Origin of the sequence: Shewanella psychropiezotolerans (genome assembly GCF_007197555.1) — a bacterium.
GTDB lineage: Bacteria > Pseudomonadota > Gammaproteobacteria > Enterobacterales > Shewanellaceae > Shewanella > Shewanella psychropiezotolerans.
Window position 1 is genome coordinate 4,293,388 of sequence record NZ_CP041614.1, and the last position, 25,093, is coordinate 4,318,480.

The 25,093-nt window shown below is 44.9% G+C and carries 20 protein-coding genes, 1 other RNA gene and 1 pseudogene; 8 read left to right on the forward strand and 14 right to left on the reverse strand.

Features of this window, described 5'->3' with window-relative positions:
• Nucleotides 1–186 precede the first annotated feature (186 nt).
• Nucleotides 187–283, reverse strand: an RNA gene (gene ffs / locus FM037_RS18925) — signal recognition particle sRNA small type.
• 149 nt (nucleotides 284–432) lie between these two features.
• Nucleotides 433–750: a ComEA family DNA-binding protein gene (locus tag FM037_RS18930; RefSeq protein ID WP_144047262.1), complete on the reverse strand. Its 318-nt coding sequence runs from the start codon at nucleotides 748–750 to the stop codon at nucleotides 433–435.
• A gap of 398 nt (nucleotides 751–1,148) precedes the next feature.
• On the opposite strand from FM037_RS18930, the gene FM037_RS18935 reads away from it, so the two are divergent.
• Nucleotides 1,149–2,519: an SLC13 family permease gene (locus FM037_RS18935; RefSeq protein WP_144047263.1), complete on the forward strand. Its 1,371-nt coding sequence runs from the start codon at nucleotides 1,149–1,151 to the stop codon at nucleotides 2,517–2,519.
• Between the two features lie 98 nt (nucleotides 2,520–2,617).
• On the opposite strand, the gene FM037_RS18940 is transcribed toward FM037_RS18935, so the two are convergent.
• The 6 genes and pseudogenes from FM037_RS18940 to pspA all read right to left on the reverse strand — a co-directional run bounded on the left by FM037_RS18940 (nucleotide 2,618) and on the right by pspA (nucleotide 8,096).
• The gene (locus FM037_RS18940; RefSeq protein ID WP_144047264.1) at nucleotides 2,618–3,796 is read right to left on the reverse strand and encodes a trans-sulfuration enzyme family protein; all 1,179 of its coding nucleotides are present in this window, start codon (nucleotides 3,794–3,796) and stop codon (nucleotides 2,618–2,620) included.
• A 129-nt stretch (nucleotides 3,797–3,925) separates the two neighbouring features.
• Complete coding sequence (locus FM037_RS18945; protein WP_144047265.1) at nucleotides 3,926–5,101, reverse strand: TIGR01620 family protein; 1,176 nt, start codon at nucleotides 5,099–5,101, stop codon at nucleotides 3,926–3,928.
• Between the two features lie 22 nt (nucleotides 5,102–5,123).
• A pseudogene (locus FM037_RS18950) lies at nucleotides 5,124–6,577 on the reverse strand (YcjX family protein).
• Nucleotides 6,578–6,625: 48 nt separating this feature from the next.
• Complete coding sequence (gene pspC, locus FM037_RS18955) at nucleotides 6,626–7,021, reverse strand: envelope stress response membrane protein PspC (protein ID WP_144047266.1); 396 nt, start codon at nucleotides 7,019–7,021, stop codon at nucleotides 6,626–6,628.
• 137 nt (nucleotides 7,022–7,158) lie between these two features.
• On the reverse strand, nucleotides 7,159–7,392 hold the full coding sequence (pspB, locus tag FM037_RS18960) for an envelope stress response membrane protein PspB (protein ID WP_005502001.1): 234 nt from the start codon (nucleotides 7,390–7,392) through the stop codon (nucleotides 7,159–7,161).
• Between the two features lie 20 nt (nucleotides 7,393–7,412).
• Complete coding sequence (gene pspA / locus FM037_RS18965; protein ID WP_144047267.1) at nucleotides 7,413–8,096, reverse strand: phage shock protein PspA; 684 nt, start codon at nucleotides 8,094–8,096, stop codon at nucleotides 7,413–7,415.
• Between the two features lie 177 nt (nucleotides 8,097–8,273).
• Between pspA and pspF the strand changes: the two genes are divergently transcribed.
• The 7 genes from pspF (at nucleotide 8,274) to fabV (ending at nucleotide 16,173) form a co-directional block, all read left to right on the forward strand.
• Nucleotides 8,274–9,344, forward strand: a complete 1,071-nt coding sequence (gene pspF, locus FM037_RS18970) for a phage shock protein operon transcriptional activator (protein WP_144047268.1) — start codon at nucleotides 8,274–8,276, stop codon at nucleotides 9,342–9,344.
• A gap of 85 nt (nucleotides 9,345–9,429) precedes the next feature.
• A complete protein-coding gene (locus tag FM037_RS18975; RefSeq protein ID WP_144047269.1) occupies nucleotides 9,430–11,067 on the forward strand; it encodes an ABC transporter substrate-binding protein in 1,638 nt (545 codons plus the stop codon).
• Nucleotides 11,067–12,098: an ABC transporter permease gene (locus tag FM037_RS18980; protein ID WP_144047270.1), complete on the forward strand. Its 1,032-nt coding sequence runs from the start codon at nucleotides 11,067–11,069 to the stop codon at nucleotides 12,096–12,098. Before FM037_RS18975 ends, FM037_RS18980 begins: the two co-directional genes overlap by 1 nt.
• Nucleotides 12,085–12,975 carry an ABC transporter permease subunit gene (locus tag FM037_RS18985; protein WP_144047271.1) on the forward strand — a complete coding sequence of 297 codons (891 nt, stop codon included), beginning with the start codon at nucleotides 12,085–12,087 and terminating at the stop codon, nucleotides 12,973–12,975. The genes FM037_RS18980 and FM037_RS18985 overlap by 14 nt, the downstream gene beginning before the upstream one ends.
• 15 nt (nucleotides 12,976–12,990) lie before the next feature.
• Nucleotides 12,991–14,004 carry a peptide ABC transporter ATP-binding protein gene (locus FM037_RS18990; RefSeq protein WP_144047272.1) on the forward strand — a complete coding sequence of 338 codons (1,014 nt, stop codon included), beginning with the start codon at nucleotides 12,991–12,993 and terminating at the stop codon, nucleotides 14,002–14,004.
• Nucleotides 13,979–14,791, forward strand: coding sequence for a peptide ABC transporter ATP-binding protein (locus FM037_RS18995; RefSeq protein ID WP_144047273.1), 813 nt, complete (start codon nucleotides 13,979–13,981; stop codon nucleotides 14,789–14,791). The genes FM037_RS18990 and FM037_RS18995 overlap by 26 nt, the downstream gene beginning before the upstream one ends.
• Before the next feature lie 179 nt (nucleotides 14,792–14,970).
• A complete protein-coding gene (fabV, locus tag FM037_RS19000; RefSeq protein WP_144047274.1) occupies nucleotides 14,971–16,173 on the forward strand; it encodes an enoyl-ACP reductase FabV in 1,203 nt (400 codons plus the stop codon).
• A gap of 333 nt (nucleotides 16,174–16,506) precedes the next feature.
• Here fabV and FM037_RS19005 read toward each other — a convergent pair whose 3' ends face one another.
• The 6 genes from FM037_RS19005 to tig all read right to left on the reverse strand — a co-directional run bounded on the left by FM037_RS19005 (nucleotide 16,507) and on the right by tig (nucleotide 24,965).
• Entirely contained in the window at nucleotides 16,507–18,372 is a 1,866-nt protein-coding gene (locus FM037_RS19005) for a SurA N-terminal domain-containing protein (RefSeq protein WP_144047275.1), read from the reverse strand.
• A gap of 189 nt (nucleotides 18,373–18,561) precedes the next feature.
• Nucleotides 18,562–18,834: an HU family DNA-binding protein gene (locus tag FM037_RS19010; RefSeq protein ID WP_013052264.1), complete on the reverse strand. Its 273-nt coding sequence runs from the start codon at nucleotides 18,832–18,834 to the stop codon at nucleotides 18,562–18,564.
• A 258-nt stretch (nucleotides 18,835–19,092) separates the two neighbouring features.
• Nucleotides 19,093–21,450 carry an endopeptidase La gene (gene lon / locus FM037_RS19015; RefSeq protein WP_144047276.1) on the reverse strand — a complete coding sequence of 786 codons (2,358 nt, stop codon included), beginning with the start codon at nucleotides 21,448–21,450 and terminating at the stop codon, nucleotides 19,093–19,095.
• A 149-nt stretch (nucleotides 21,451–21,599) separates the two neighbouring features.
• Complete coding sequence (gene clpX / locus FM037_RS19020) at nucleotides 21,600–22,877, reverse strand: ATP-dependent protease ATP-binding subunit ClpX (protein ID WP_144047277.1); 1,278 nt, start codon at nucleotides 22,875–22,877, stop codon at nucleotides 21,600–21,602.
• An 81-nt stretch (nucleotides 22,878–22,958) separates the two neighbouring features.
• Nucleotides 22,959–23,570 (reverse strand): ATP-dependent Clp endopeptidase proteolytic subunit ClpP, encoded by a 612-nt coding sequence (gene clpP / locus FM037_RS19025; protein WP_144047278.1) that lies wholly within the window; start codon nucleotides 23,568–23,570, stop codon nucleotides 22,959–22,961.
• 90 nt (nucleotides 23,571–23,660) lie between these two features.
• Nucleotides 23,661–24,965 carry a trigger factor gene (tig, locus tag FM037_RS19030; RefSeq protein WP_144047279.1) on the reverse strand — a complete coding sequence of 435 codons (1,305 nt, stop codon included), beginning with the start codon at nucleotides 24,963–24,965 and terminating at the stop codon, nucleotides 23,661–23,663.
• Nucleotides 24,966–25,093: the final 128 nt, after the last annotated feature.

Here is a 25,093-nt window from a genome sequence, read left to right on the forward strand (position 1 = left end):
GACGTAAGTTATTGATGTATAGGATATTGATGTATAGGATATTGATGTATAGGATATTGATGTATAGGATATTGATGTATAGGATATTGATGTATAGAATATTGATGTATAGAATATTGATGTATAGAATATTGATGTATAGAATATTGATGTATAGGATATTGATGTACTAAGAGATTGGAGGTTCCCCTAGAGCCACACCCCGGCACATGAGTCACTTGCTGCGGTTGCTCCCTTCCAGGCCTGGCCGAGTTCACAAGTTATCATTGCGAGGGGACCCTAAGGTCACCATTGCTTTCTTTGAGTAAAATACCTCAGAGAACGGCGAGCATTATCTACTAAGCCCGCCGAGCAATCAAGTCCTAAACAGCAACTATCGTCTTGTTGACTGCTGACTGCTGTTTCTATAAACAGATAGTCTATAGATCTGAGCTATAAGCTTAGAAATACCCTATTTTTCTCAACAAGCTTAGGCCCGATACCCTTCACATTTGAAAGATCACCGATCACCTTAAACTTGCCGTTAGTCTCTCTATATTCGACAATCGCTTTCGCTTTTGATTCACCTATTCCCTTAAGTAAAACCAATTCCTCTATTGAAGATGTGTTGATATTGACATTAAGCTGTTGAACTTGGCGTGCATTTTCATTTTGATGGGTCGTTTTCGATTGGCTAGAAACCTCACCAGCGTAGACGCTGAGTGAAAAAATTGCAGCCATAAGTGTCGCAGATACGAGTGTGCTTTTCATAGTAACTCCATGTTGAGTATTATTCCGTTAATATGCAGCCGTTAATCCATTTATCCCTAGCCACTCATTAAATGTAGATCAAGCCCTCACTTCTTGCCATTTTTAGATCTAACGGCAACCCAAAAGAAGTTAAACCGGACGGGTGTCACAGTTTTTAGTTTTGGAAATTTTCATTTTGACAAGCTTTTAAGAAGGTGAGTGCAAATTTGAAATTCAATCACATATTTTTTCGATCAGAGCGCCGTAAGACTTGTCACACAAATGGCTAAAACACCATACCTGTCACTCAATCATTTCTACTTGAATGTAACAAAGATACACCTCAAATTATTATGCCGAAGTCCTCGTCTAGGTTAGTGTGTGCTAAATATAATAATGAGAAAGAAGGTCGAACTTAGATGGAACAGATCAAAAAAAATGCCGGTGCCCCACAGAAAAAACTGGTCATATTATTCACCGATATTGTCCTTTTTATCATGCTGTATAACTTTCTTCCCTTCGAAGAAGGCATTAATACTGGTTTATCAATTCTGATCTTCGCTGCCATCTTGTGGTTAACTGAAGCGATTCATATCAGTATTACAGCAATATTAATCCCTATTCTTGCTGTTGTTCTCGGCGTCTTTGAAACCAAAGTGGCGATGAGTAACTTCGCTAACCCAATCATATACCTTTTCTTCGGTGGGTTTGTACTAGCAGCGGCCCTGAACCATCAAGGAATAGATAAACTCATAGCACAAAAGGTGCTAACCGCCTCGAAAGGAAAACTTAGCATTGCTTGTATGTTACTTTTTGGCATAACGGCTTTACTCTCTATGTGGATAAGCAATACTGCAACCGCAGCCATGATGTTGCCTCTGGCACTGGGAATTCTACAGCAGCTTGATTTCAAAGAGCATAAGAACACTTATCTGTTTATGCTTCTTGGTATTGCTTACTCGGCCAATATCGGCGGTATAGGGACTCTAGTCGGCAGTCCTCCTAATGCCATTGCCGCTGCACAAGTTGGTTTAAGTTTCAGTGATTGGCTAGAATTTGGCTTGATCACCGTCGCCTTGATGCTACCAAGTATGCTTATTGCTTTGTATCTGTTCCTTAAGCCCGATCTTTCGGTGATATGTAAAATACCGACTTCTGATACTAAGCTGAATTTTCAGGGTAAATTAACTCTCCTGGTTTTTATTATCACAGTTTGCTGCTGGATATTTAGTAAGCCTATCGCTCAAGCACTTGGAGGCATTGCCCAGTTTGATACTGTGGTTGCACTCGGCGCAGTCGTCACGTTAGCGGGTCTTGGTCTGGTTGAATGGAAGAAGATTGAGCGAACCACAGACTGGGGGGTCTTGATCTTGTTTGGTGGTGGTTTAACATTAAGTGCAATTTTAAAAGCCACTGGCACTAGTGTGTTTCTGGCACACTGGGTTACTGATATTTTCGGTAACACACATATGGCATTATTTACTTTAGCTGTCATCTTCTTTGTAGTGATGCTCACCGAGTTTGCAAGTAATACAGCCAGTGCCGCATTACTAGTACCTGTATTTGCAGCAATTGCCGAACCACTGGGGTTATCCCCTATCATGATATCTGTGCTTATTGGTATTGCAGCCTCTTGCGCCTTTATGTTGCCAGTGGCGACTCCTCCCAACGCCATTGTTTACGGCTCAGGTTTTATCAAGCAGTCAGAGATGATGCGTGCGGGTGTGATAATCAACTTTATCAGTATGTTAGTCCTATACGTTGTTGCTCATACTTTCTGGAGTTTCTAGGCATTATCCTTATAAAAAAGCCACTTCATGAATGACATGATGCGGCTTTTTTATATAGGCTCCATAATGAAATTGGACAAATGTCGATTGGTATTGAGTTATATGTTAGCTAAGCCTTGTTCCAGATCGACAATAAGATCTTCAACTGATTCTAGCCCCACAGATATACGTAATAAATTTTCTCCTATGCCAGCGGCTTCCCGTTGCTCTTTCTCATAGGTAGCATGGGTCATAGAAGCTGGATGTTGTATGAGAGATTCGGCATCACCTAAACTCACCGCGATAGAAAATAGTTGCAGACTATTGATAAACTCGATGGACTTGTCTAAGTCTGCATTGAGCTCGAAGGCAATCACTCCACCACCCCTGCGCATCTGTTTACCAAGAAGATACTGACCATAGCTCCCCTCGATTCCCGGGTAATACACTTTAAGTACTTTCGGATGAGATAACAGATATTCGACCACTCTGTCGGCATTATCACAATGCCGTTCCATTCTAACATCTAAGGTTTTGAGCCCCCGCAAGATCAACCAGGCATCATGGGGAGACAAGACTCCACCTAAATCTTTCATGGTCTCAAATTTTATCTTCTCTATCTGCTCATCACTGCCACAGATGATTCCGGCAATGACATCACCGTGTCCGTTGAGATACTTAGTCGCACTATGAACAACCAGATCGATCCCGTGAGCCAGAGGTTGCTGTAGTAAGGGAGTCATAAAAGTATTGTCTATGACGCTTATCAAACCATGCTTTTTTGCAATAGACGCCAGTGCATCCAAGTCAAAAACATCAAGGTGAGGATTAACTGGTGTCTCACAAAAAAGCACTCTGGTCTTATCGGTTATCGCTGCAGAAATCGCATCGAGATCCTTAAAATCAACCAATGAGACGTCGATACCAAACTTGTTTAACTGAGTACTCATGAGTGAAAAGGTACAGCCGTATACGGCCTTGGAAGCAACCAGATGATCGCCTTGTGAAAGGTTAGCCAGCAGCGCCGAAGAAACCGCCGCCATGCCAGAGGCCGTAGCCGCTGCCGCTGCGGCACCTTCGAGTCGAGCCATTTTGCGCTCTAACTCAGCTGTGGTCGGATTACCCAGTCGAGTATAGATATAGCCAGCTTCATCGCCGGAAAACCTGGCACCTCCCTGTTGTGCATTATCAAATACAAAAGTCGCACTCTGGCACAAGGGGGTAACGAGTGCCCCTGAACTGTCTTTGATACGTCCAGCGTGTATGACTTGCGTGGCCTGCTTCCACTTTTCTTGCATAAAATTTCTCCGAGGTCTGCACTTGAGTATCCACCGGCGGTTAATTTTATTATACGTAAATACCGATAGTTATTTAACCATGTACCCAGACACTATCCGGAGTAAACAGCGGATGAGAAATAATCAAGTTCAAGATGTAAAGTCTTTATTACATTTGACTTTTTCTTTGACCTTGCCATTAAATACCGAAGAAGATAACTCCTTAAGATCTAACAATAACTCTTTATGTATTCCTGAAAGCCTTGGCCTGGAAGACTCTTTAAAGGAGAGTGGTCTACACAGTCCCATCGCTTGATAACCTAGACGTGCCGTCAGTAGGCCGCCACCGAGTCCTTGTCCAAGACGGGCGGACAACTTACCGGACATCTCAACTGAAAGCAATTGAGTGCCAAGATCTGTGACAATTTCACTGGTGCCAGCATAGATGATGTTAGTGATAACACCTCTTATCAACTTGATACGGCTCCAATAACCCAATTCAATACCATAGCAGTGGGCAATCTTGACTATCATACGTTGATTTCGCCAGAGAATAATGGCCATATCGAGCACTGCCAGAGGGCTTGCCGCTAATAACAGCGCCGACTCTTGAGCGAAGCGGCGAACAATTTTCTTTGCCACTTTATCTCTATCACTCAATATGATCTCATCGAATAAAATCAACTTTTCAGCATCATTATGCCCATCTCGGCTGGCGTCATGATACTTATTAAAGTCAATGCCTTCAGGTAGATTAGTGATGATATTACCGATAAATTTATCGGCTTCACCCTGCTGCATACTTTGAGCGAGTCTATCCCCGGTTTGTTGCGCCTCTTCCACCGACTTTAGCCTGAGTAAATGACGCCATTCACGAAATATGAGTTTCCCCGCCCATAACGTGATCAATAAAGTCACACTGGAGTACAAACCGAATAACCAAGGGCTCTGTAACCAAGCGTCCCTCAGTCCCAGAGTCGTCTCTGTGATAACCAGGCCGATGAGTCCCATGATGATAAGTTTGGCAAGCACAGACCATCGAGGTTTGACTGTACGTTTGGAACTATTTTCAAATAATCCAGAACGTTCGGATAAGCTGGAGGCGACTTCATTATCTATGACCTCATCGGTCAAGACCTCCTCCTCTTTATCATGAGGGGTCTCAATAAATTGAGCTTGCTCTTCGAATCGCTCAGCTTCCCGAAAGCTTGGCGCTACTTCACCCGCTCTGGATTCAAATACCTGCTTCTGTTTTATCGTATGCTCAGCCTCTTTTTCACTATCTTTCTTATTCTCTTGCGAAGAGGCAGCTTCTCTATCTTTCATATGATTCTCTCAACACGGCCAACTATTTAAGCTTGTCACCGAGCAAAAATTGCAGCAAGTGGTCTAGTCGTATATGTTCAAAATCGGCTTCATCTGATTGAGGAGCATAATTAGGTGGCGCGAAGCTGGTAAACTCAAACCCCTGAGAGCCCCAAAAGTTAGCCCCAGGCAATGATTTTGGCACTTCCCCCGGAAACAGGGTAATTGGCTCTCTCTCATTCAAACTGACACCTTTGACGACTTCTATTTCGCCCTTACCCGATCTGATCATTCCGTGCTGGGTAGCCTTGATGGCACTGATGGCCATGGTCTCGACCTCACAGCCTTCAAACTTCGCCTGTCTCTGACTCTGTTTAACCAGTTGGGTCAGTAATGACAACACATTACCTTGTTGATCCCGGGTGATATGATCTACCTTACTCGCCGCGAAGAGCAGTTTATCGATTCGGGGGAAAACAGGCGTTTTAATAGGTTAGATTGTCCAAATTTAAAACTCTCCATGATGCCATTAAGCGCTTGTGTCATATCATCGAACTGCTCCTTGCCTCTGTTTAGCGGCGTAAAACAATCGACCAGTAGCAACTGACGGTCAAAGGTAGAAAAATAGTCTTTATAGAAAGGCCTTATCACCTTGTCCTGATACTCTTTGTATCGGGTTTTCAATACTTGATAGGCCGAGTTAGCATGGGTGTTTTCAAGACTTTCCCGCGCATCTTCGGATGTATTTAGCAAAGGAAAAAAAGCCAATACTGGGGAGCCGGCAAACTCACCGGGAAGGAGTAATCGACCCGGCTGAGCATAATAAAAACCATGTTGATGCACGCAATCTACCAATACCTGTCGGTATAACTCGGCGATGTGCTTTAACTCTGCTTCGTCGGCATTAGACCCTAATTCCAGCGAGTCCAAGGCCGTAACAAAATCCGGATAATATTGTGACTTAGCCAATATCGGCTTACGCAGCTCCTGCGCCATGGACCAGTGCTCATAGCTTTGTTTGAGCATAGGCAGGTCGAGTAGCCATTCTCCGGGATAGTCGATAATGTCCAGATACAGGCTGGCGCTATCGGTGAATTTAGCCAATATTCCTTGGCTAGGTTGATATTTGAGGGTTAATCTAATTTCACTAATATTGCGTGTCGATGCAGGCCATTGCGGAACGGCTTGCTTTAAGGCATTCATGCCTAAATCATAGTCGAAACTTGCCACGGTCAAGTCAGGCTGAAGCGCACGCTTTACGCCATACAAACGCTCATCTCTGGTGACTTGCCATAAAGGAAGGTTATTACTCTTTCCTGAGAGACCCGCGTTAAGAAGTTGATTAACAAGGCCTGTGATGAAGGCTGTTTTTCCTGAACCTGAGAGTCCAGTGACTGCTAATCTGATATTTCGATCTGAAGCCCTATGGGCGAATGATTGGGTTTTATTACTGACTGTTTTGCCAAACTTAGATAAAGAGCGGTTGATACGACCCATAGCCTGCACTTAAAGTTATGTGGGCGACAGGGCCGCCCATTGGAAGGATTAAAGGTTATTGATCTCTTGTTTCAAGTCGAAACTGTCCGAGGTGACATGACGTTCCAATTTTTGAAGCCTGATTTCCAAACTTCTAAATTGAGAGTTTACATCACGCAGAGCCATCTTCGGAGGCTCACCCGATTGCCAAACCTTTTTCTTTATTTCTATATCCTTATGCGCTTTTTTATTTTTGTCGGTCCCGGGTTTAATATCTAAAATCATCCAAAGTAATACATAGATGATCAACACAATTCCCGAGCCACCTAAAAGAAATATTGAAGCGGCGACGACTCTTACTAGCCAGGTTTCAAAGCCGAAATAGTCTGCGATTCCAGAACAAACCCCAGCTATTTTACCTGATTGAGGAATGCGATATAAGGTACGTCCTCTAGTGTCACTCATTTCAATTCCTCCGCGTTAAAAGGCCTGCCTCGCCGATTGTAACCACCCTAAGTCTGTTGCCACTATAGCTTACTGCTACTCCCCGATTTAAAGAGTCTGCCCCGCCGGTTGAAACCGCCCAAAGTCTGATGTCACTGTTACTCATTGCGTCCCCTCCATTGTGGTGATTCGCTGTCTAAAATCGCTTCCAATGTATCGATACGTTGAGCCATTTTATCGGCTCTGCCAATGAGCTCATTAAGCTGTGAATACTCTTCTTCAGTAAGTCCCTGGCTCACCTGACGCTTACTGCGGTAGTGAAGTATCAGCCAAATGGGAGCCACGATTATCAGAAAAATAATAATTGGGGCCATTAAAATATCCATGTTCATAACTCACCTCTGAATTGTAATTATTTGGCTTTAGTCTTTGCCTTGCTGCTCTTTATTTTGGCTTTTAATGCCTCAAGCTCGGCATTGACAGAGTCTTCAGCTTCCAGTGCTGCAAACTCATCACTTAAACTTTTCTTATTGCCCAGGTCATAGGCATCGACTTGTGACTCGAGTCCCTCTACACGACGCTCATACTGCTCAAACTTACTCATAGCGTTATCTATCTTGCTAGAATCAAGTTGCTTCTTCACTTCTAAACGTGAAGATGCTGTTTGCTTACGCATAATGATGGTCTTTTGACGAGCCTTGGCATCGGCCAGCTTCTGCTGCAGCAAGTTAACCTCCTCTTTTAAGCGAGTAATCTGCTCTTCAACAACCACAAGTTCATGAGTCAAGGTATCGGCAAGCTCACTCGCCTTCTGTTTTTCAACCAGAGCAGCTTTAGCAAGGTCTTCACGGTCTTTCGACAATGCAAGCTCGGCTTTTCCTTCCCAGTCGTGGACCTGCTCCTGCACCTTAGTGATGCGACGGATTATCTCCTTCTTCTCTGCTAATACTTTGGCCGATGTAGAACGAACCTCTACTAAGGTGTCTTCCATCTCTTGAATAATCAAGCGAACCATTTTTTCTGGATCTTCGGCTTTATCCAGTAATGAAGAGATATTTGAATTAATGATATCTGCGAAGCGAGAGAAAATTCCCATAATGCTGTCCTTAAATTAACGTTGGTTTCGTAGATATTAATCCACTTTCTGTGCCAACTTTTCATATTTCATAAAATACAGTAACTTAACCAATATATTAACTTTTTCTTTCTTTTAATAACAGAGGGTCTTATTATTATTTTCACCAACTATTAGCGTTAAAGACTAAAACTTACTGTGGCAAATCAATTTCAGCAAGATAATCTTATCGGTCAATCAAATGCGCTCCTCGAAGTATTGGAGCATGTTTCACAGATCGCACCTCTGTCTAAGCCCGTCCTTATTATTGGCGAACGTGGTACAGGTAAGGAGCTCATTGCAGAACGCCTCCATTTCCTGTCCACACGTTGGGATCAAAGCTTTATTAAACTTAATTGTTCTTCACTGAGTGAAAACTTACTCGAAAGTGAGCTCTTTGGCCATGATGCCGGTGCTTTTACTGGCGCAAATAAAAAGCATGAGGGTCGATTTGAGCGCGCCGATGGCGGTAGCTTGTTTCTCGATGAACTCGCTAATACTTCTGGGCTGATCCAGGAAAAATTGCTTCGCGTAATAGAGTACGGTGAATTTGAGCGAGTAGGTGGCAGTAAAACAGTACGAACAGATGTCAGGTTAATCTGCGCGGCTAACGAAGATCTTCCCACCTTAGCCGAAGCCGGTGAATTTAGAGCCGATTTACTCGACAGATTGGCCTTTGATGTGATCACCTTGCCTCCTCTGCGTCACAGGCAGGAAGATATCATGACCTTAGCCGAATACTTTGCCATAGGAATGGCAAGGCAACTAAAGCATGAGCTATTTCCCGGCTTCAACCCCAGAGCGATACAACAACTGATGGATCATAACTGGCCGGGTAACATACGAGAGCTTAAAAACGTGGTGGAGAGAAGCGTCTATCGAAACCCTGACACCGAAACGCCTATTACCAATATCGTGGTCGACCCTTTTGCCTCCCCCTATCGCCCTACAACAAGAGTGAAGACACGCGAGAGACAACATCTGGCTAGCAACCAAGCTCCGGTTGCGAGCAGCGATGCAGTGTCATCGGACTCAGCTGAACTCAGCTGTGACCAAATAACCTTCCCCATTGATTTTAAAGAACATTGTGAAAGTTTGGAAGTCTCACTTCTAAAACAAGCATTAGAGGCGGGTCAATTTAATCAAAAGAAAACCGCCGAACTTTTAAACTTAAGTTATCACCAATTACGCGGCATTTTAAAAAAATACAACTTACTCGATAAAACTTAATACGCCTTAATAACATATGTTCATTGCTCATCGACGATCAGCACTGCTAAAATGGCCACCAAAGCCCTGAAAAATTGATCTGTCGATGAGAGTGCTGCTTAAGCGTCTATCTTTATACCCTACCATATCCTGCATCTGTGTTTTGCTTGCAGGTTGTGGCCCCAAGCTAGTCCCACCTGGGATAGTCTATTGCTCCGAGGGGAACCCTGAATCTTTCAATCCTCAACTGGTCACTTCAGGAACGACGGTGGATGCAACTTCACAGCAGATCTACAATGGGCTAGTGGATTACGATATAAGATCCGGCCAGATAGAACCCTCCTTAGCCACACATTGGCAACTCAGTGACGATGAATTAACTTACACCTTTCAATTACGAAGAGAAGTTAATTTTCATCACACCTCAAAATTTGCACCGACACGTCATTTCAATGCTGACGATGTGTTGTTCTCATTCAACAGGGTTATCGATTCATCCCACCCATTTCATCATATCTCCAAGACGGGATACCCGTTTTTTCAGAGCATAGGCTTCGATAAACAGATCGAATCAATTGAAAAACTGTCTGACTATGAAGTCGCCTTCCATCTAAAGCATAAAGATGCCTCTTTTCTCGCCAACTTAGCATCTGGGTTTGCCGTTATCTTGTCGGCCGAATATGCAGATACCTTGGTTGAAAAAGGTGAATCAGAAAAAATTGACCGAGAGCCCGTCGGCACTGGACCTTTTCAGCTGGTGAAATATGTCAAAAACGACTATATACGCTACCATCGTAATGAGGATTATTGGCGACGCTTACCCAGCGCAGAACTGTTAGTGTTTGATATCACTCCTAAGAGTACCACCAGACTGGCTAAACTCATCACAGGAGATTGCAGTGTCTCCGCCCTCCCAAAGGCTGGTGAGCTCTCGGTTGTTTTCGAACATGATGAACTAGAAGTAGATTCACTGCCTGGATTTAATGTCGCATTTTGGGCGTTTAATACTCAAAAAGCCCCCTTTAATGATGTCAGAGTACGCAGAGCCCTAGCCCACGCCGTAGACAGGGATAATATTCTCAGAGCGGTTTACCAGAAGACAGCTGTTGGCTCCACGGGCATGCTCCCGCCAATGTCCTGGGCATATTCGAAAAATCAAAGCCTGGTAGATTATAATCCCGAGAAAGCCAGACAACTCTTAAGAGAAGCAGGCATAAAAAATCTCGCTATCGATATCTGGGCCATGCCCGTCGCGCGTATATACAACCCTAACGCTCATAAAACGGCTGAACTCATTCAGGCGGACCTGGCTGACATCGGCGTTAAGGTCAATATCGTTAGCTATGATTGGAGTGTATTCAACCAGAAATTAAGTCAAAGGAGCTACGACTCTGTGCTTATAGGTTGGAATGCCGATAACAGCGATCCAGACAACTTCTTTACTCCGATCCTCAGCTGCGCATCCGTACTGTCGAACAGTAATCGCTCCCGTTGGTGTAACCCAAAATTCGATGAGATTCTCTTTAAAGCAAAATCAATCACTTCAAAAAAAGAACGTAAAGCCCTCTACCAAGAGGCCGAGGCTCTATTTGCACAAGAGCTACCTATGCTGCCCTTTGCCCATGCGACCCGACTTATTTTGAAGAAAAAAGGAATAGATAATAGCCAGCTCACTCCATTTGGTGGAATATCCTTTAATGCCGATCGCCATAGGGATATGATGACTATTGAGGAGGTAAGATAATGGCTCGATATCTGTTACGTAGAATGAATCTGTTTGTGGCCACATCCTTGGTACTACTCGCGGTGCTGTTTATCGCCACACACCACTTCCCAGTCGAGATACGGTTTTCGCTGACCGGCATACATGCGCCAACAGTCGAACAGATCGCACAAATCGATCAAGATTATCGACTCGAGAGCAACCAATTCGGCCAATTTATTGGATATCTTCAGCAAAGGTTAACGGGTAATTTGGGGATTTCAGCTACATCACAGCAACCAGTGACAGATGAGCTAGCGGCAGTATTACCCGCCTCATTCGAACTGGCTATTGTCGCTGCAATGTTAGCACTGCTTTTCGGTATACCCCTTGGCGTTTTGGCGTCGATGAGTAAAAACAAGATCACCCAACACACCATAATGACCATCACCTTAACTGGATATTCTATTCCTGTTTTTTGGCTGGGTTTAACCTTATCACTCTGGTTTGGTGTACAACTGGGCTGGTTGCCCATCTCTGGTCAGCTAAACTTGCTCTATGAAATTGCCCCTGTCACAGGATTTGTGCTGATTGACACGCTTGTTTCAGATTCACCCTATGCAGACTCAGCCTTTATCGATGCCCTGCAGCACATCATATTGCCCGCTGTTACACTGGCCGTACTCCCATTCACTGTGGTGCTGAGAAGCACACGCTCGGCGATCATATCCATCATGGATAAGACCTACATTAAGGCGGCAGAGGCCAGAGGCCTACATACCAGTCACATAGTGTTACGTCATGCCCTTCCCAACGCCTTGATACCTGTGCTGAAAAATCTAGGTCTCATGTTAGGCACATTCGCCAGCTATGCCATGGTTGTTGAAGTCATCTTCTCATGGCCAGGTGTAGGAGCCTGGTTAGTCTCGGGCATCTATCAAAGGGATTACACAGTAATCCAAGGCGGTGTGTTAGCAGTTGCCTTGATCATCATATTTTTAAGTATCATGATTGAAGTCCTTCATACGGCAATCAACCCCCTAAGCAGGAAAGAGCTTTATGCCGCAAATTAAGATCTATCAGGAAGATGAGATACCCTCTCCAATGCGCAGATTCTGGCATGCTTTTTCAGATAATCCGTTCGCTTTTGCTGGATTATGGACTGTGATTTGTTTCTTATTGCTGGCCCTATTTGGTCCGCTTATCGCCCCCTATGCTCCGGAGCAGCAAGATCCACACGCACTCTTGTTGGCACCATCCTGGGATGCAGCCGGAACAGTAGAGCACTTCCTTGGTACCGACGATTTAGGTCGCGATATTTTCAGTCGCCTGCTCCATGGCGCTCACTTAACCTTCGGTATGGCCTTAGGCATAGTCCTCGCATCATTGATTCTCGGTTTTATTATCGGTTCAATCTCAGGCATGATGAAAGGGCTAAAATCAAGTATTCTCAGTCACCTGCTCGATGCCTTGTTGTCAATCCCCTCTCTGCTAATGGCGATATTAGTAGTCGCAGTGATGGGACCGGGATTAGAAAACGTTTTTTGGGCCGTGGGCATTGCGCTTACGCCTCAGTTTGTCCGTGCCATTCATCAAGCCATTCATGAAGAGTTGCAAAAAGAGTATGTCACAGCGGCAAAACTCGATGGTGCGAATCAGTTTCAAATTTTCTGGTATGTCATCATGCCAAATATATGGGACACATTAATCATACAAACCACCTTAGGGATCTCGGCAGCCATTTTAGATATCGCCGCGCTGGGCTTCTTAAACTTAGGCGCACAAGCCCCGAGCCCTGAATGGGGCGCCATGGTATCCCAGGGAATGGATAACCTGTTAACCGCCCCATGGACTGTGACGATACCCGGCATTGCCATCTTGTGCTGTGTCCTAGCCATTAACTTAGTCGGTGACGGCTTACGATCTGCACTGTCGCCGATCAATAATTAATGTTGATACCTGATTATGCCTTTACTCGATATTCGTAACCTCACCATTGAACTAGACACCCCTCACGGGCGCGTCAAGGCACTGGATAGAGTCAGCTTAACCATCAACCCGGCTGAAATTCACGGCTTAGTTGGAGAGTCCGGTTCTGGCCGCAGCTTATTAGCTCGAGCTATCTTAGGGATTCCAGGCCATAACTGGACGATCAAGGCCGATCGCATGTTGTGGGATGGACACAATCTGTTAGAGATGAGTTCGAAGCAGCGACGCAACCTGATGGGAAGCGAAATGGCCATGATATTTCAAGACCCATCCAGCAGCCTAGATCCTGTTATTTGTGTCGGCACTCAGCTTGTTGAAGCTATGCCAGAAAATAAAAAACTGCCTTTCTGGCGACGCAACGCAGATAAAAGGAAGACCGCCAAAAAATGGCTGCATAAGGTTGGCATCAAGGACACACAAAAAGTCATGGCCAGTTATGCCTGGGAGCTATCCGAAGGCGAGTGTCAAAAGGTGATGATAGCCATGGCTATTGCCAACCAACCTAGGCTATTAATAGCCGATGAGCCAACCAATTCCATGGAGATGGACACACAGGCGCAGATCTTTCGCCTGCTGACTAAATTAAACCAGCTACAGGATGTATCCATTCTGTTGATCAGTCATGAGCTCGAGACCTTATCAATCTGGTGTGATCAACTGTCGGTAATGTATTGTGGACAAATCATGGAGTCAGGCCCTACGGCTGAAATTTTAGCCCATCCTTATCATCCATACACTAAAACACTGCTTAATAATATTCCGGACCACACGGGACAAATCGCTCACAAATCGATCATGCGCACACTACCAGGCTCAGCACCTGCACTGCAACATCTTCCCATAGGTTGCCGACTCGGTCCAAGGTGCCCACGCGCCGAAAAGAAATGCGTGATCCGTCCTAATTTAAGTCATAAAAAAAATCGCTATTTTGCCTGTCATTTCCCTTACCAAGAAGAAACATGTAATGAAGACACCACTGCTTCAAGTTAACAACCTAAGTAAGCGTTTCTATGCAGGCTACAAAGGGTTTAAACGTGAGTATAATCAAGCTTTGTCTCCGGTCTCCTTTGAGCTCAATACTGGTGAAACCTTAGCGATTGTTGGCGAAGCTGGTTCGGGAAAGAGCACCCTGGCAAGGATACTCGTTGGCGCCGAAGTCCGCAGTAGTGGCGAGATTTATTTCGAAGGTGAAGCGCTGGAAAAAAGAAACCTAAAGCAGAGATGTAAACTCATCAGGATGATTTTTCAAGACCCCAACACATCACTGAATCCTAAATTGACAATCGGGGATTTACTCGATGAACCACTCAAGTTTAATACCAAACTCGATGCCAGACAGCGTAGAGCACAAGTCGTTGATAAACTCAGAAAGGTGGGTCTGTTACCCGAACACGCGGATTTCTATCCTCACATGATTTCAGAGGGGATGAAGCAACGCGTTGCCGTTGCCCGTGCGCTGATGTTGGACCCCAAAATAATCATAGCGGATGAAGCGCTCACCGCTCTTGACCTTTCGGTCCGATCGCAAATTCTCAACTTACTGTTAAAACTTCAAAAAGAGATGGGATTGTCTTATATTTTCGTGTCGCATAACCTCAGCATCATTCGTCACTTTAGCGATAAGGTGATGGTGCTTCATCATGGGGAGATGGTTGAGAAAGCGACAACAGAAGAATTATTCAATGCACCAAAACATGAATATACTCAACGTCTGATCCAGGAGCTAACTCTGTTTAGTCAGAAACGACACAACAGGACACTCAAGAAGCATGGTTAACCCATAGGGTATAGTCAGTTCATCCATGCTTAACCATCAAGATTAACCGTCTTAAACGATATTTAAATCCAGTAAACTGCTCTTACCACTGGCCATTTTTAAAGAAAATCAGGAATAATCAGTGCCATTTGGCTCTTGATTAATTATCCTATCGTCACTTTTTAAAGAGAAGCTGAAACATGATAATCAAACCTAAAACACGTGGCTTTATATGCACCACTACTCATCCTGTTGGTTGTGAAGCTAATGTACTCGAACAGATCAATATCACTAAGGCAAAGGGAAGCTTAAAAAACGGCCCTAAGAAAGTTTTAGTTATCGGCTCTTCAAGTGGATATGGTCTATCTTCTCGTATTGCTGCCGCCTTCGGCAGTGGCGCAGCCACTCTAGGTATCTTCTTCGAAAAACCAGGGACTGAAAGAAAGTCAGGCACTGCCGGCTGGTATAACTCTGCAGCCTTCGATAGGTTTGCCAAAGCCGATGGTTTGTACTCTAAGAGCCTCAATGGTGATGCATTCAGTCATGAAGCTAAACAAAAAGCCATCGACATTATTAAAGCCGACTTGGGCCAAGTCGATATGGTGGTCTACTCTTTAGCCTCTCCAGTGCGTAAATTACCCGATTCGGGTGAGCTTATCCGCTCAGCGCTCAAGCCTATTGGCGAGACGTATACCGCTACCGCAGTAGACACTAATAAAGATCTTATTATCGAGACCAGTGTAGAGCCTGCCAGCGAGCAAGAGATCCAAGACACAGTGACAGTCATGGGTGGTGAAGACTGGGAGCTGTGGCTAGCAGCGTTATCTGAGGCTGGGGTACTGGCCGATGGTTGCAAGACCGTCGCCTATAGCTATATCGGCACAGAATTGACTTGGCCTATCTACTGGCATGGCGCCCTGGGTAAAGCCAAAATGGATCTTGACCGCGCGGCTAAAGCATTAGATGAGAAATTATCTATCACAGGTGGTAGCGCAAATGTCGCCGTACTTAAGAGCGTAGTCACTCAAGCCAGCTCGGCTATTCCGGTCATGCCTCTATATATCGCCATGGTATTTAAAAAGATGCGCGAAGAAGGCCTACATGAAGGCTGTATGGAACAGATCAACCGCATGTTCACTGAGCGTCTGTATCGTGAAGATGGTGAGGCGCCACAAGTTGATGACGCTAACCGCTTACGTCTCGATGACTGGGAGCTAAGAGAAGAGATCCAGCAGCATTGTCGCGAACAATGGCCATTAGTCACCACTGAAAACTTGGCTGAGCTTACCGATTACCGTGAGTATAAGGATGAATTCCTCAAGCTATTCGGCTTCGGTATTGAGTCTGTGGATTATGAACTAGATGTTAATCCAGAAGTTAACTTCGACGTCGAACAGATTTAGACAAATACTTATGGGGTGTTTGTCATCCCAAATAAGTTAAGTCTTTAAAAAATGCATCACTTTGAAGTGATGCATTTTTTTTACTTAAATTGGCTGTGCCTATAGGTTCTAGGTTCTAAAAAGCATAAATTTTCTGACTGCCATGAATGAATGGAACATTTATGGCCAGACATAAATACCAGCCCTATTCCATCCATGGGGGTTGGCATAAATCTTCCAGACATAACGAAGATTTATACCCATCCCTGGTAAATCTTCATAAGTGTTCCGGACATAAAAAAGGTCAGCTGATGCTGACCTTTAATTTAAGTGAGTAAACTCACAATGCGTTCATTACTGCGTAGAGCTGTATACCACATCGCCTTTGGCTTTTAATGTCGCAATCAGTGCGCGGTAATCACCTTCACTGTATTGTGCGCTCAGACGTTGTTCAAGAGCACCCAGTAAGTTGTCATCGATACCTTCAGCAAGATTAACCTTGTCTAGCACGATAACGGCATAACCATTGGCAAGCGCCACTGTATCGACAACGGCTGAATCAGCAGGTTGAGCCATCTGGAATGCTTTGCTGGTGATAGAGGCATCGATACCTTGTTCGAAACGTCCAAGTTTTGCCTTAGTTACAAACTCAGTGCTCGACTCGGCGTCAGGGAAAGCACTCATTAAGGTTTGAGCCTTCTCACGAGCCACTTCATTAGCTTGCTCCTGCTTCAAACGCTCAACAATACCGGCTTTTACCTTAGCGAAATCGACAGTACCCGCAGTAGTGTGAGACTTGATGCGGATAACCATGGCATGGTTAGCGTCTATCTCAATCACATCGCTGTTCATTCCATCTAGCAATACGTTGGTAGAAAAAGCCGCCTTCAACACATCTGGGTTATCGAACGGTGCCGGTGCATTAGAGCGAGTAAACACGGGTGAAGTCATGACTTCAACTCCAAGCTCACTCGCTGCTTCACTCAAGGTATCAGGCACTTCATAGGTCACATCGGCAAGTGTCTGCTGCAAACCATAATAAGTGTCGACCGCTGCCTTATCTTTCAGCTGAGCAATAATCTTATCTTTAACATCAGCAAAAGGTGCTTCGGCCCCTGGCTGGACGTCGAGTAGCTTGATGATATGATAACCAAAGCTTGTCTTCACCACAGTCGAATATGAACCTTTTGACAGTGAATAAAGCACATCATCGAAAGCTGGCTCCATGACGCCTTGTTCAAACCAATCTAATTGACCACCCTGCTCGCCACTGAAAGTGTCTTCAGACTCAGTTTTGGCAAGCTCAGCAAAATCTTCACCAGCTTGGAGCTTGGAATAGATAGCTTCGGCCTTAGCTTTTGATGCTGACTCATCATCGCCAAGGTTAACGAGAATATGTGCAGCAAGGCGTTTCTCAGCCTTTAGATACTGCTGCTTATTCTCATCATAATAGGCTTGAGCCTCTGCATCGGTCACTGCCACATCGTTAGCCATATCAGTAGCATTAAGCTCAATGTATTCGAGACTCATAGTCTCAGGACTCATGAATTGTGCAAGATTCGCATCAAAAAATGCTTGCGCCTGTTCATCAGTCACTTCAGCATCAGCTACAAATGGGCTTGCATCTACAATATGATAACGAATATCGCGGGTCTGCCCCTGAATACCTGCCAAATAACTGGTTTCACCAGGAAGCACAAATTCAGAACCGACCAGAGAAGCAACAAGTTGACGGCGGGTCATATCGGTCCGCATCATATTCCTGAACGTATTCGCCTGATAGCCTAACTGACGCAAAATGGCCAGATAACGGTCGTTATCGAATTGACCATCGGTCTGAAATGCAGGCTCAGTCATGATGGCATTCTTAATCTGCTGATCTGATACTCGCAAACCAAGTTCAGTGGCGGTTTGATCGAGTAACTTTTCTGCGACCAAACGTTCTAACACGCTTTGCTTTACACTTGCCAGATAAGTATCATCTGCGGCTAGCGCTTGGAACATTTCACCCAGTTGCTGCTCTAATCGAGCACGTTCACTTTGGTAGGCTTGTTCCAAGGCTGACTCACTGATATCTTCACCATTAACAGTGGCAGCTGCTGCCTCTGTCGATGATCCTAAGTAACTACTTACACCAGTAAATGCAAAGGAAAGTATTACTAGAACCAGAATGCTTTTTGCAATCACGCCCTGTGAGCCTTCGCGAATCTTCTCTAACATCTGTTCTCTCGCTCGTTGCGATTAAAAAATAAAAAGGCGCATCACGTTTGAGATGCGCCTTTTCGTAAACTTGAGGTCATTAGCAACTTATGCTACTGAATGCCTGTCATACTCATTATTCGTAAAAGCACCGCTAAAGCAGTGCTTGTATCTTACGAAACTCTTTTAAAAAGAGTGGTAAAACGGATCTTAGTTTACAGCGTCTTTTAGAGCTTTACCTGCTTTGAATGCAGGAATGTTTGCTGCAGCAATCTTGATCTCTGCACCCGTCTGTGGGTTGCGACCAGTACGCTCAGCACGTTGACGCACTTCAAAAGTACCAAAACCAACAAGAGAAATCTTATCGCCATCTTTAAGGCCGTCAGTGACTGCGCCGATGAAAGAATCTAATGCACGGCCAGCAGCCGCTTTAGAAATGTCAGCACCAGAAGCGATTTTCTCGATTAGTTCAGATTTGTTCATGTCATCCCCTTGAATGTAATTTTTGCACCGCAACCAAATCCTTTGCTAGAGCGGTCTGCGGTGGCTTTTATAACAAGCTTGAATTTAAAACTCAAGCTCAGTAGGAAAAGCAAGATAAATATAATTGGAAATAGCTCAAAACCAGTAGCCATAAGGGCTTGAGAAGAATGGGCTATCCACCAACCTAGGCTACCACAGCTAGCGAGTTTAAAAAGCCCCTTTTTGCAATTTTTTTACTACAAAGGGGCAATTTTTGCGTTAACCCGTGTTTTTAACGACTTCGAAGCCTTCAATTGGTCGCTCTAGCGCCAATTTTAACACTTCATCGATCCAGCGCACCGGATAAATTTTCAAGTCGGCGACTACGTTTGCAGGGATCTCTTCCAAATCTCGTTCATTTTCCTTTGGAATCAACACGACTTTAGTTCCACCTCGGTGGGCAGCAAGCAACTTTTCCTTCAATCCACCGATAGGCAATACCTCACCACGTAGGGTGATTTCACCTGTCATGGCGACATCGGCACGTACAGGGTTCCCCGTTAGGCTAGAAACCAATGCGGTACACATAGCCGCACCAGCAGAAGGCCCATCTTTCGGTGTTGCCCCTTCTGGCACATGAACATGGATATCACGTTTCTCATAGAAATCAGGATTGATGCCTAACTGTTCTGCACGAGCTCTGACCACTGTCATCGCAGCCTGAATTGACTCCTGCATAACATCACCGAGTGAGCCTGTGTAACTTAGCTTACCTTTACCCGGTACCGAGGTGGCCTCAATAGTGAGCAAATCACCACCGACTTCAGTCCATGCCAACCCAGTCACTTGACCGATCTGGTTATTGGACTCTGCTTTACCATAGTCACAACGCTGCACACCCAAAAATGATTTTAGGTTATCCTGATCCACGTCAACATGCTTAAGCGTCTTGTCGAGCAAGATACGCTTAACCACTTTACGACAGATTTTTGATAGTTCACGTTCAAGCGATCTCACACCCGCTTCACGTGTGTAATAACGAATGATACCTATGATGGCACTATCATGAACTGTCACTTCTTTGATTTTGAGGCCGTTACGTTCGATTTGCTTAGGCAACAAGTGTTGCTTAGCAATATTAAGTTTCTCATCTTCGGTGTAACCCGATAGACGAATGACTTCCATACGGTCAAGTAGTGGGCCAGGGATATTCATCGAATTCGAGGTCGCAACGAACATCACATCGGACAGATCGTAATCCACTTCTAAATAGTGATCACTAAAGGTCGAATTCTGCTCAGGATCTAGCACCTCTAACAGAGCCGACGCTGGATCGCCACGCATATCGCTGCTCATCTTATCTATCTCATCGAGCAGGAACAGCGGATTTTTAACCCCTACTTTAGACATTTTCTGGATGACTTTGCCCGGCATAGAGCCAATATAAGTACGACGATGACCGCGGATCTCGGCCTCATCACGTACGCCACCCAAGGCGACACGAATATACTTGCGCCCGGTTGCCCTAGCAATCGACTGTCCTAATGAGGTTTTACCCACGCCTGGAGGTCCCACTAAACAAAGAATTGGACCTTTAAGCTGCTTGACTCGGCTCTGAACCGCCAAGTACTCTAAAATGCGTTCTTTGACTTTTTCCAAACCAAAATGATCAGCGTCTAACACATCTTGTGCCTTGGCCAAGTCACGTTTAATTTTAGAACGTTGACGCCAAGGAACCGAGATCATCCAATCGACATAGCTACGAACAACCGTAGCTTCAGCCGACATGGGCGACATCATCTTCAATTTATTGAGCTCAGCGATCGCCTTCTCTTTGGCTTCCTCCGGCATCTTAGCTTCTTCAATCTTCTTGGCTAAGGTTTCAAATTCATCGTGAGACTCATCGATGTCCCCCAACTCTTTTTGAATCGCCTTCATCTGCTCGTTGAGGTAATACTCGCGCTGACTCTTCTCCATCTGCTTCTTGACTCGAGAACGGATCCGCTTCTCAACCTGTAACAGATCAATTTCGGACTCCATCATGGCCATCAAATACTCGAGACGTTCGGCAACATCGACCATCTCAAGCACAGATTGCTTATCTTCGAGCTTAAGTGGCATATGGGCCGCCATGGTATCGGCAAGACGTGCGGCTTCTTCGATCCCCGACAGTGACGTTAACACCTCAGGTGGGATCTTCTTATTCAGCTTGATGTAGCCCTCAAACTGGCCAACGGCAGAACGAACCAACACCTCTTCCTCTTTCTCAACCATTGGCTCAGATTCCAGGTATTGAGCCGTGGCGACAAAGAAAGATTCCTCGTCTGAATATTTCTCGATGCGCGCGCGCTTACCACCTTCAACCAGTACTTTTACTGTGCCATCGGGTAACTTCAACAACTGTAAAATTGAAGCGACTGTACCCACTTCAAAAATGTCATCAATGCTTGGGTCATCGAGCTCAGCATCGCGCTGGGCAACCAGAATAATTTGTTTGTTTTGCTCCATCGCCGATTCCAGGCAACGAATAGATTTTTCCCGTCCTACGAATAACGGAATTACCATATGGGGATAAACCACCACATCTCTTAGTGGTAGTACGGGTAGTTCGATTCGCGCTTCACTCTCTTGTGTCATAGCTCGATTCCGTTTGATGATAATACTAATGATTATATTGGGATGAATTGATTGGTTTCAATGGCTAACAACAAATATATAAACTGAGCGAATAAAAAAGGAGCCATATGGGCTCCCTTTCAATTCTGATGAGTCTGTTTCTGAGAAACTTACTCTGCGCCTGCAGCCTTAGGCTCACTATTCTCATAGATGAGTATAGGGCTAGATTCACCTTTAACGACAGATTCATCTATCACAACTTTAGCAACATCATCTGAGGAAGGTAGGTCATACATGATATCGAGTAAGATACCTTCAACGATTGAGCGTAATCCACGAGCACCAGTCTTACGGGTCATCGCCTTAGCTGCAATGGCTTTGAGTGCATCAGCTCTGAACTCAAGCTCTACGCCTTCCATCTCAAACAGTGCTGCAAACTGTTTAGTCAAGGCGTTCTTAGGTTCAGACAAAATTTGCACCAAGGCCTCTTCATCGAGCTCTGCCAATGTCGACAGAACAGGAAGACGGCCGATAAACTCAGGGATCAGACCATATTTGACCAGATCTTCCGGCTCAACCTGCATCAGGATCTCAGAGATAGTGGCTTTATCATCTTCGCCCTTAATTTGAGCGCCAAAGCCAATACCACTGCCTTTATGGCTACGCTGCTCGATAACTTTCTCGAGACCAGAAAAGGCGCCACCACAAATGAACAGAATCTTAGAGGTGTCGACCTGTAAGAATTCTTGCTGAGGATGCTTACGTCCTCCCTGAGGTGGTACAGAAGCAACGGTGCCTTCTATCAGCTTGAGCAGTGCCTGTTGAACACCTTCACCGGACACATCGCGAGTGATCGATGGGTTATCAGACTTACGACTGATCTTATCTATCTCATCGATGTAGACAATACCGCGCTGCGCCTTCTCGACGTCGTAATCACATTTTTGTAGCAGCTTCTGAATGATATTCTCGACATCTTCACCTACATAACCAGCCTCGGTTAATGTGGTTGCATCGGCCATGGTAAATGGCACATCCAGAAAACGCGCAAATGTCTCGGCGAGTAATGTCTTACCGCTACCCGTTGGGCCAATCAGCAAGATATTACTCTTGCCGAGTTCGACACCATCTTTAGGACTCGAATTTTTTAATCGCTTATAGTGGTTATATACCGCGACAGACAGGACCTTCTTCGCCTTATCTTGCCCAATCACATAATCATCCAGATGAGCTCTTAACTCATGTGGTGTCGGTAATTTGTCCTGATCTTGCTTCGGTGAAATCTCTTTGATCTCTTCCCTAATAATATCGTTGCAGAGCTCAACACACTCATCACAAACATATACTGAAGGGCCAGCGATGAGTTTACGAACCTCATGTTGACTCTTTCCACAAAAAGAGCAGTACAGTAGTTTCCCACTGTCACCGGTACTTTTGTTGTCGCTCATTACACTACCTCTTGCGCAGTCTGCACTACTTAAATCTACTTATCGCCTTACTACTCAGCATAGCTCAGCCAAAGACAAAAATCAGCCCTGTTTACTCATCACTGAATCGACGATTCCATATTCTGCCGCTTGATTGGCACTCATGAAGTTATCACGATCCGTATCACGTTCAATCACTTCCAGTGGTTGGCCCGTGTGCTCAGCCAGCATCTGGTTTAACTTATCCTTAATGCCCAATATCTCCTGAGCATGAATGGCGATATCAGAGGCTTGCCCCTGAAAGCCACCCAATGGCTGATGGATCATCACTCTGGAGTTTGGCAAACAATGACGCTTACCTGCAGCGCCCCCAGCAAGAAGAAACGCCCCCATGCTAGCAGCTTGTCCAATACAGACTGTACTGACATCCGGCTTGATGAATTGCATAGTATCGTAGATCGCCATTCCGGCAGTAACAGAGCCGCCTGGAGAGTTAATATACAGGAAAATATCCTTATCAGGGCTCTCTGACTCCAAAAACAGTAATTGTGCGACGACAAGATTAGCCATATGCTCTTCAACTGGACCAACCAGGAAGATGATACGCTCTTTTAATAGGCGAGAATAGATATCGTACGAGCGTTCACCCTTGGCAGTTTGTTCAACTACCATAGGCACTAGTGCATTTAATACTGATTCTGGTGCATTTTGCATTATTTATAATCCCTAAATAAAAACGGCTCGCATGAGGAACCTCATACGAGCCATTATAAATGGTTAATCACCATTTAAGTCAAGCTAAGCTTAGCCTTGTTGTGTAGCCTTGTTCATAAATTCTTCAAAGTTAACTGCTTTTTCAGTCACTTTGGCAGTTTTTAACAAAGCTTCAACCGCTTGCTCTTCAAGAGCGACATTACGCATGTTCTGCATCATCTCTTGATTAGCCTTGTAATATTCAACAACTTCACTTGGATCTTCGTAAGCTGAAGCCATAGAAGCAATAAGCGCCTGAACACGTTCGTCTTCAGCTTTAAGCTCGTTAGTCTTGATCACTTCACCAAGTAGTAAGCCAACTTTTACGCGACGTTCTGCTTGCTCAGTGAATAGGTCTGCAGGTAGCTCAGGCATGTTAGCAGCTTGATCACCGAAACGCTGCATCGCTTGCTTACGCAATACTTCAACTTCGCCATCGATAAGCGACTTAGGCAGGCCGATTTCATTCTGCTCAAGTAGACCTTTAAGTACTTGCTCTTTAACACTGGCTTTAAGTGCTTGCTCAAGTTCACGACCCATGTTCTTGCTGATCTCAGCTTTAAGCGCTTCCAGACCACCTTCGGTCACACCGAATAGCTTAGCAAACTCATCGTTAACTTCAGGAAGGTTAGCCGCTTGAACTTCGTTCAATGTGATAATGAACTTAGCAACTTTACCTTTCAAGTTTTCAGCATGGTAATCTTCAGGGAAAGTGACATCGATATCGAACTCTTCACCCGCTTTATGACCTTCAACACCAGACTCGAAGCCAGGGATCATGCGGCCGCTACCAAGTTGTAGTTCGAAGTTTTCGGCTTTACCGCCTTCAAACTCTTCACCGTCAACTGAACCCACGAAGTTGATCATCGCCTTGTCGCCATCAGCAGCTTCACGCTCTACAGCTTCAAAAGTAGCGTGTTGCTTACGCAATGTTTCAATCATAGCGTCAACATCAGTATCTGTGACTTCAGCAGTTGGTTGCTCAACTACGATTGCATCAAGACCCTTTAGTTCTACTTCTGGGTAGATCTCGAAAGTCGCTACAAACTGGAAGTTATCGGTATCTGACTCACCAGGTATGAAAGTCGGTGCGCCAGCTGGGTTTAATTTCTCAGCAACAATAGCTTCAACGAAATTACGCTGCATCACTTCACCGGTGATATCTTGACGGATAGCCTTGCCATAACGCTTGTTAATGACACTAACTGGCACCTTACCTGGACGGAAACCAGGAAGACGAGCACGCTTTGCTTCGCTCTTTAATGCTTCATTAACGGTTTTTTCAATCTGCTCAGCAGGAACAGAAATAGTTAGGCGACGCTCTAGGCCTTGAGTTGTTTCAACAGAAACTTGCATTGTTTTACCTCGAAATAAGTCTTACATCCTTTGTAATAGTCGAATGATCAACTATTAAAGTATTCGTTTCTTGATCTTAAAATTTGACTAGAAAGCCCATCACAACTGAATTCCGGCTCTAATCACTC

Excerpts from the sequence above, each read along its gene's own strand:
- pspB (WP_005502001.1), bottom strand. The coding sequence starts at position 7,392 with ATGAACATGGATATTTTAATGGCCCCAATTATTATTTTTCTGATAATC.
- clpP (WP_144047278.1), bottom strand. The coding sequence starts at position 23,570 with ATGCAAAATGCACCAGAATCAGTATTAAATGCACTAGTGCCTATGGTA.
- lon (WP_144047276.1), bottom strand. The coding sequence starts at position 21,450 with ATGACACAAGAGAGTGAAGCGCGAATCGAACTACCCGTACTACCACTA.
- FM037_RS18945 (WP_144047265.1), bottom strand. The coding sequence starts at position 5,101 with ATGAAAGATAGAGAAGCTGCCTCTTCGCAAGAGAATAAGAAAGATAGT.
- FM037_RS18975 (WP_144047269.1), top strand. The coding sequence starts at position 9,430 with ATGAGAGTGCTGCTTAAGCGTCTATCTTTATACCCTACCATATCCTGC.
- FM037_RS18995 (WP_144047273.1), top strand. The coding sequence starts at position 13,979 with ATGAAGACACCACTGCTTCAAGTTAACAACCTAAGTAAGCGTTTCTAT.
- FM037_RS19010 (WP_013052264.1), bottom strand. The coding sequence starts at position 18,834 with ATGAACAAATCTGAACTAATCGAGAAAATCGCTTCTGGTGCTGACATT.
- clpX (WP_144047277.1), bottom strand. The coding sequence starts at position 22,877 with ATGAGCGACAACAAAAGTACCGGTGACAGTGGGAAACTACTGTACTGC.
- tig (WP_144047279.1), bottom strand. The coding sequence starts at position 24,965 with ATGCAAGTTTCTGTTGAAACAACTCAAGGCCTAGAGCGTCGCCTAACT.
- FM037_RS18940 (WP_144047264.1), bottom strand. The coding sequence starts at position 3,796 with ATGCAAGAAAAGTGGAAGCAGGCCACGCAAGTCATACACGCTGGACGT.
- pspC (WP_144047266.1), bottom strand. The coding sequence starts at position 7,021 with ATGAGTGACACTAGAGGACGTACCTTATATCGCATTCCTCAATCAGGT.
- FM037_RS18935 (WP_144047263.1), top strand. The coding sequence starts at position 1,149 with ATGGAACAGATCAAAAAAAATGCCGGTGCCCCACAGAAAAAACTGGTC.
- FM037_RS18980 (WP_144047270.1), top strand. The coding sequence starts at position 11,067 with ATGGCTCGATATCTGTTACGTAGAATGAATCTGTTTGTGGCCACATCC.
- FM037_RS19005 (WP_144047275.1), bottom strand. The coding sequence starts at position 18,372 with ATGTTAGAGAAGATTCGCGAAGGCTCACAGGGCGTGATTGCAAAAAGC.
- FM037_RS18985 (WP_144047271.1), top strand. The coding sequence starts at position 12,085 with ATGCCGCAAATTAAGATCTATCAGGAAGATGAGATACCCTCTCCAATG.
- FM037_RS18930 (WP_144047262.1), bottom strand. The coding sequence starts at position 750 with ATGAAAAGCACACTCGTATCTGCGACACTTATGGCTGCAATTTTTTCA.
- FM037_RS18990 (WP_144047272.1), top strand. The coding sequence starts at position 12,991 with ATGCCTTTACTCGATATTCGTAACCTCACCATTGAACTAGACACCCCT.
- pspA (WP_144047267.1), bottom strand. The coding sequence starts at position 8,096 with ATGGGAATTTTCTCTCGCTTCGCAGATATCATTAATTCAAATATCTCT.
- fabV (WP_144047274.1), top strand. The coding sequence starts at position 14,971 with ATGATAATCAAACCTAAAACACGTGGCTTTATATGCACCACTACTCAT.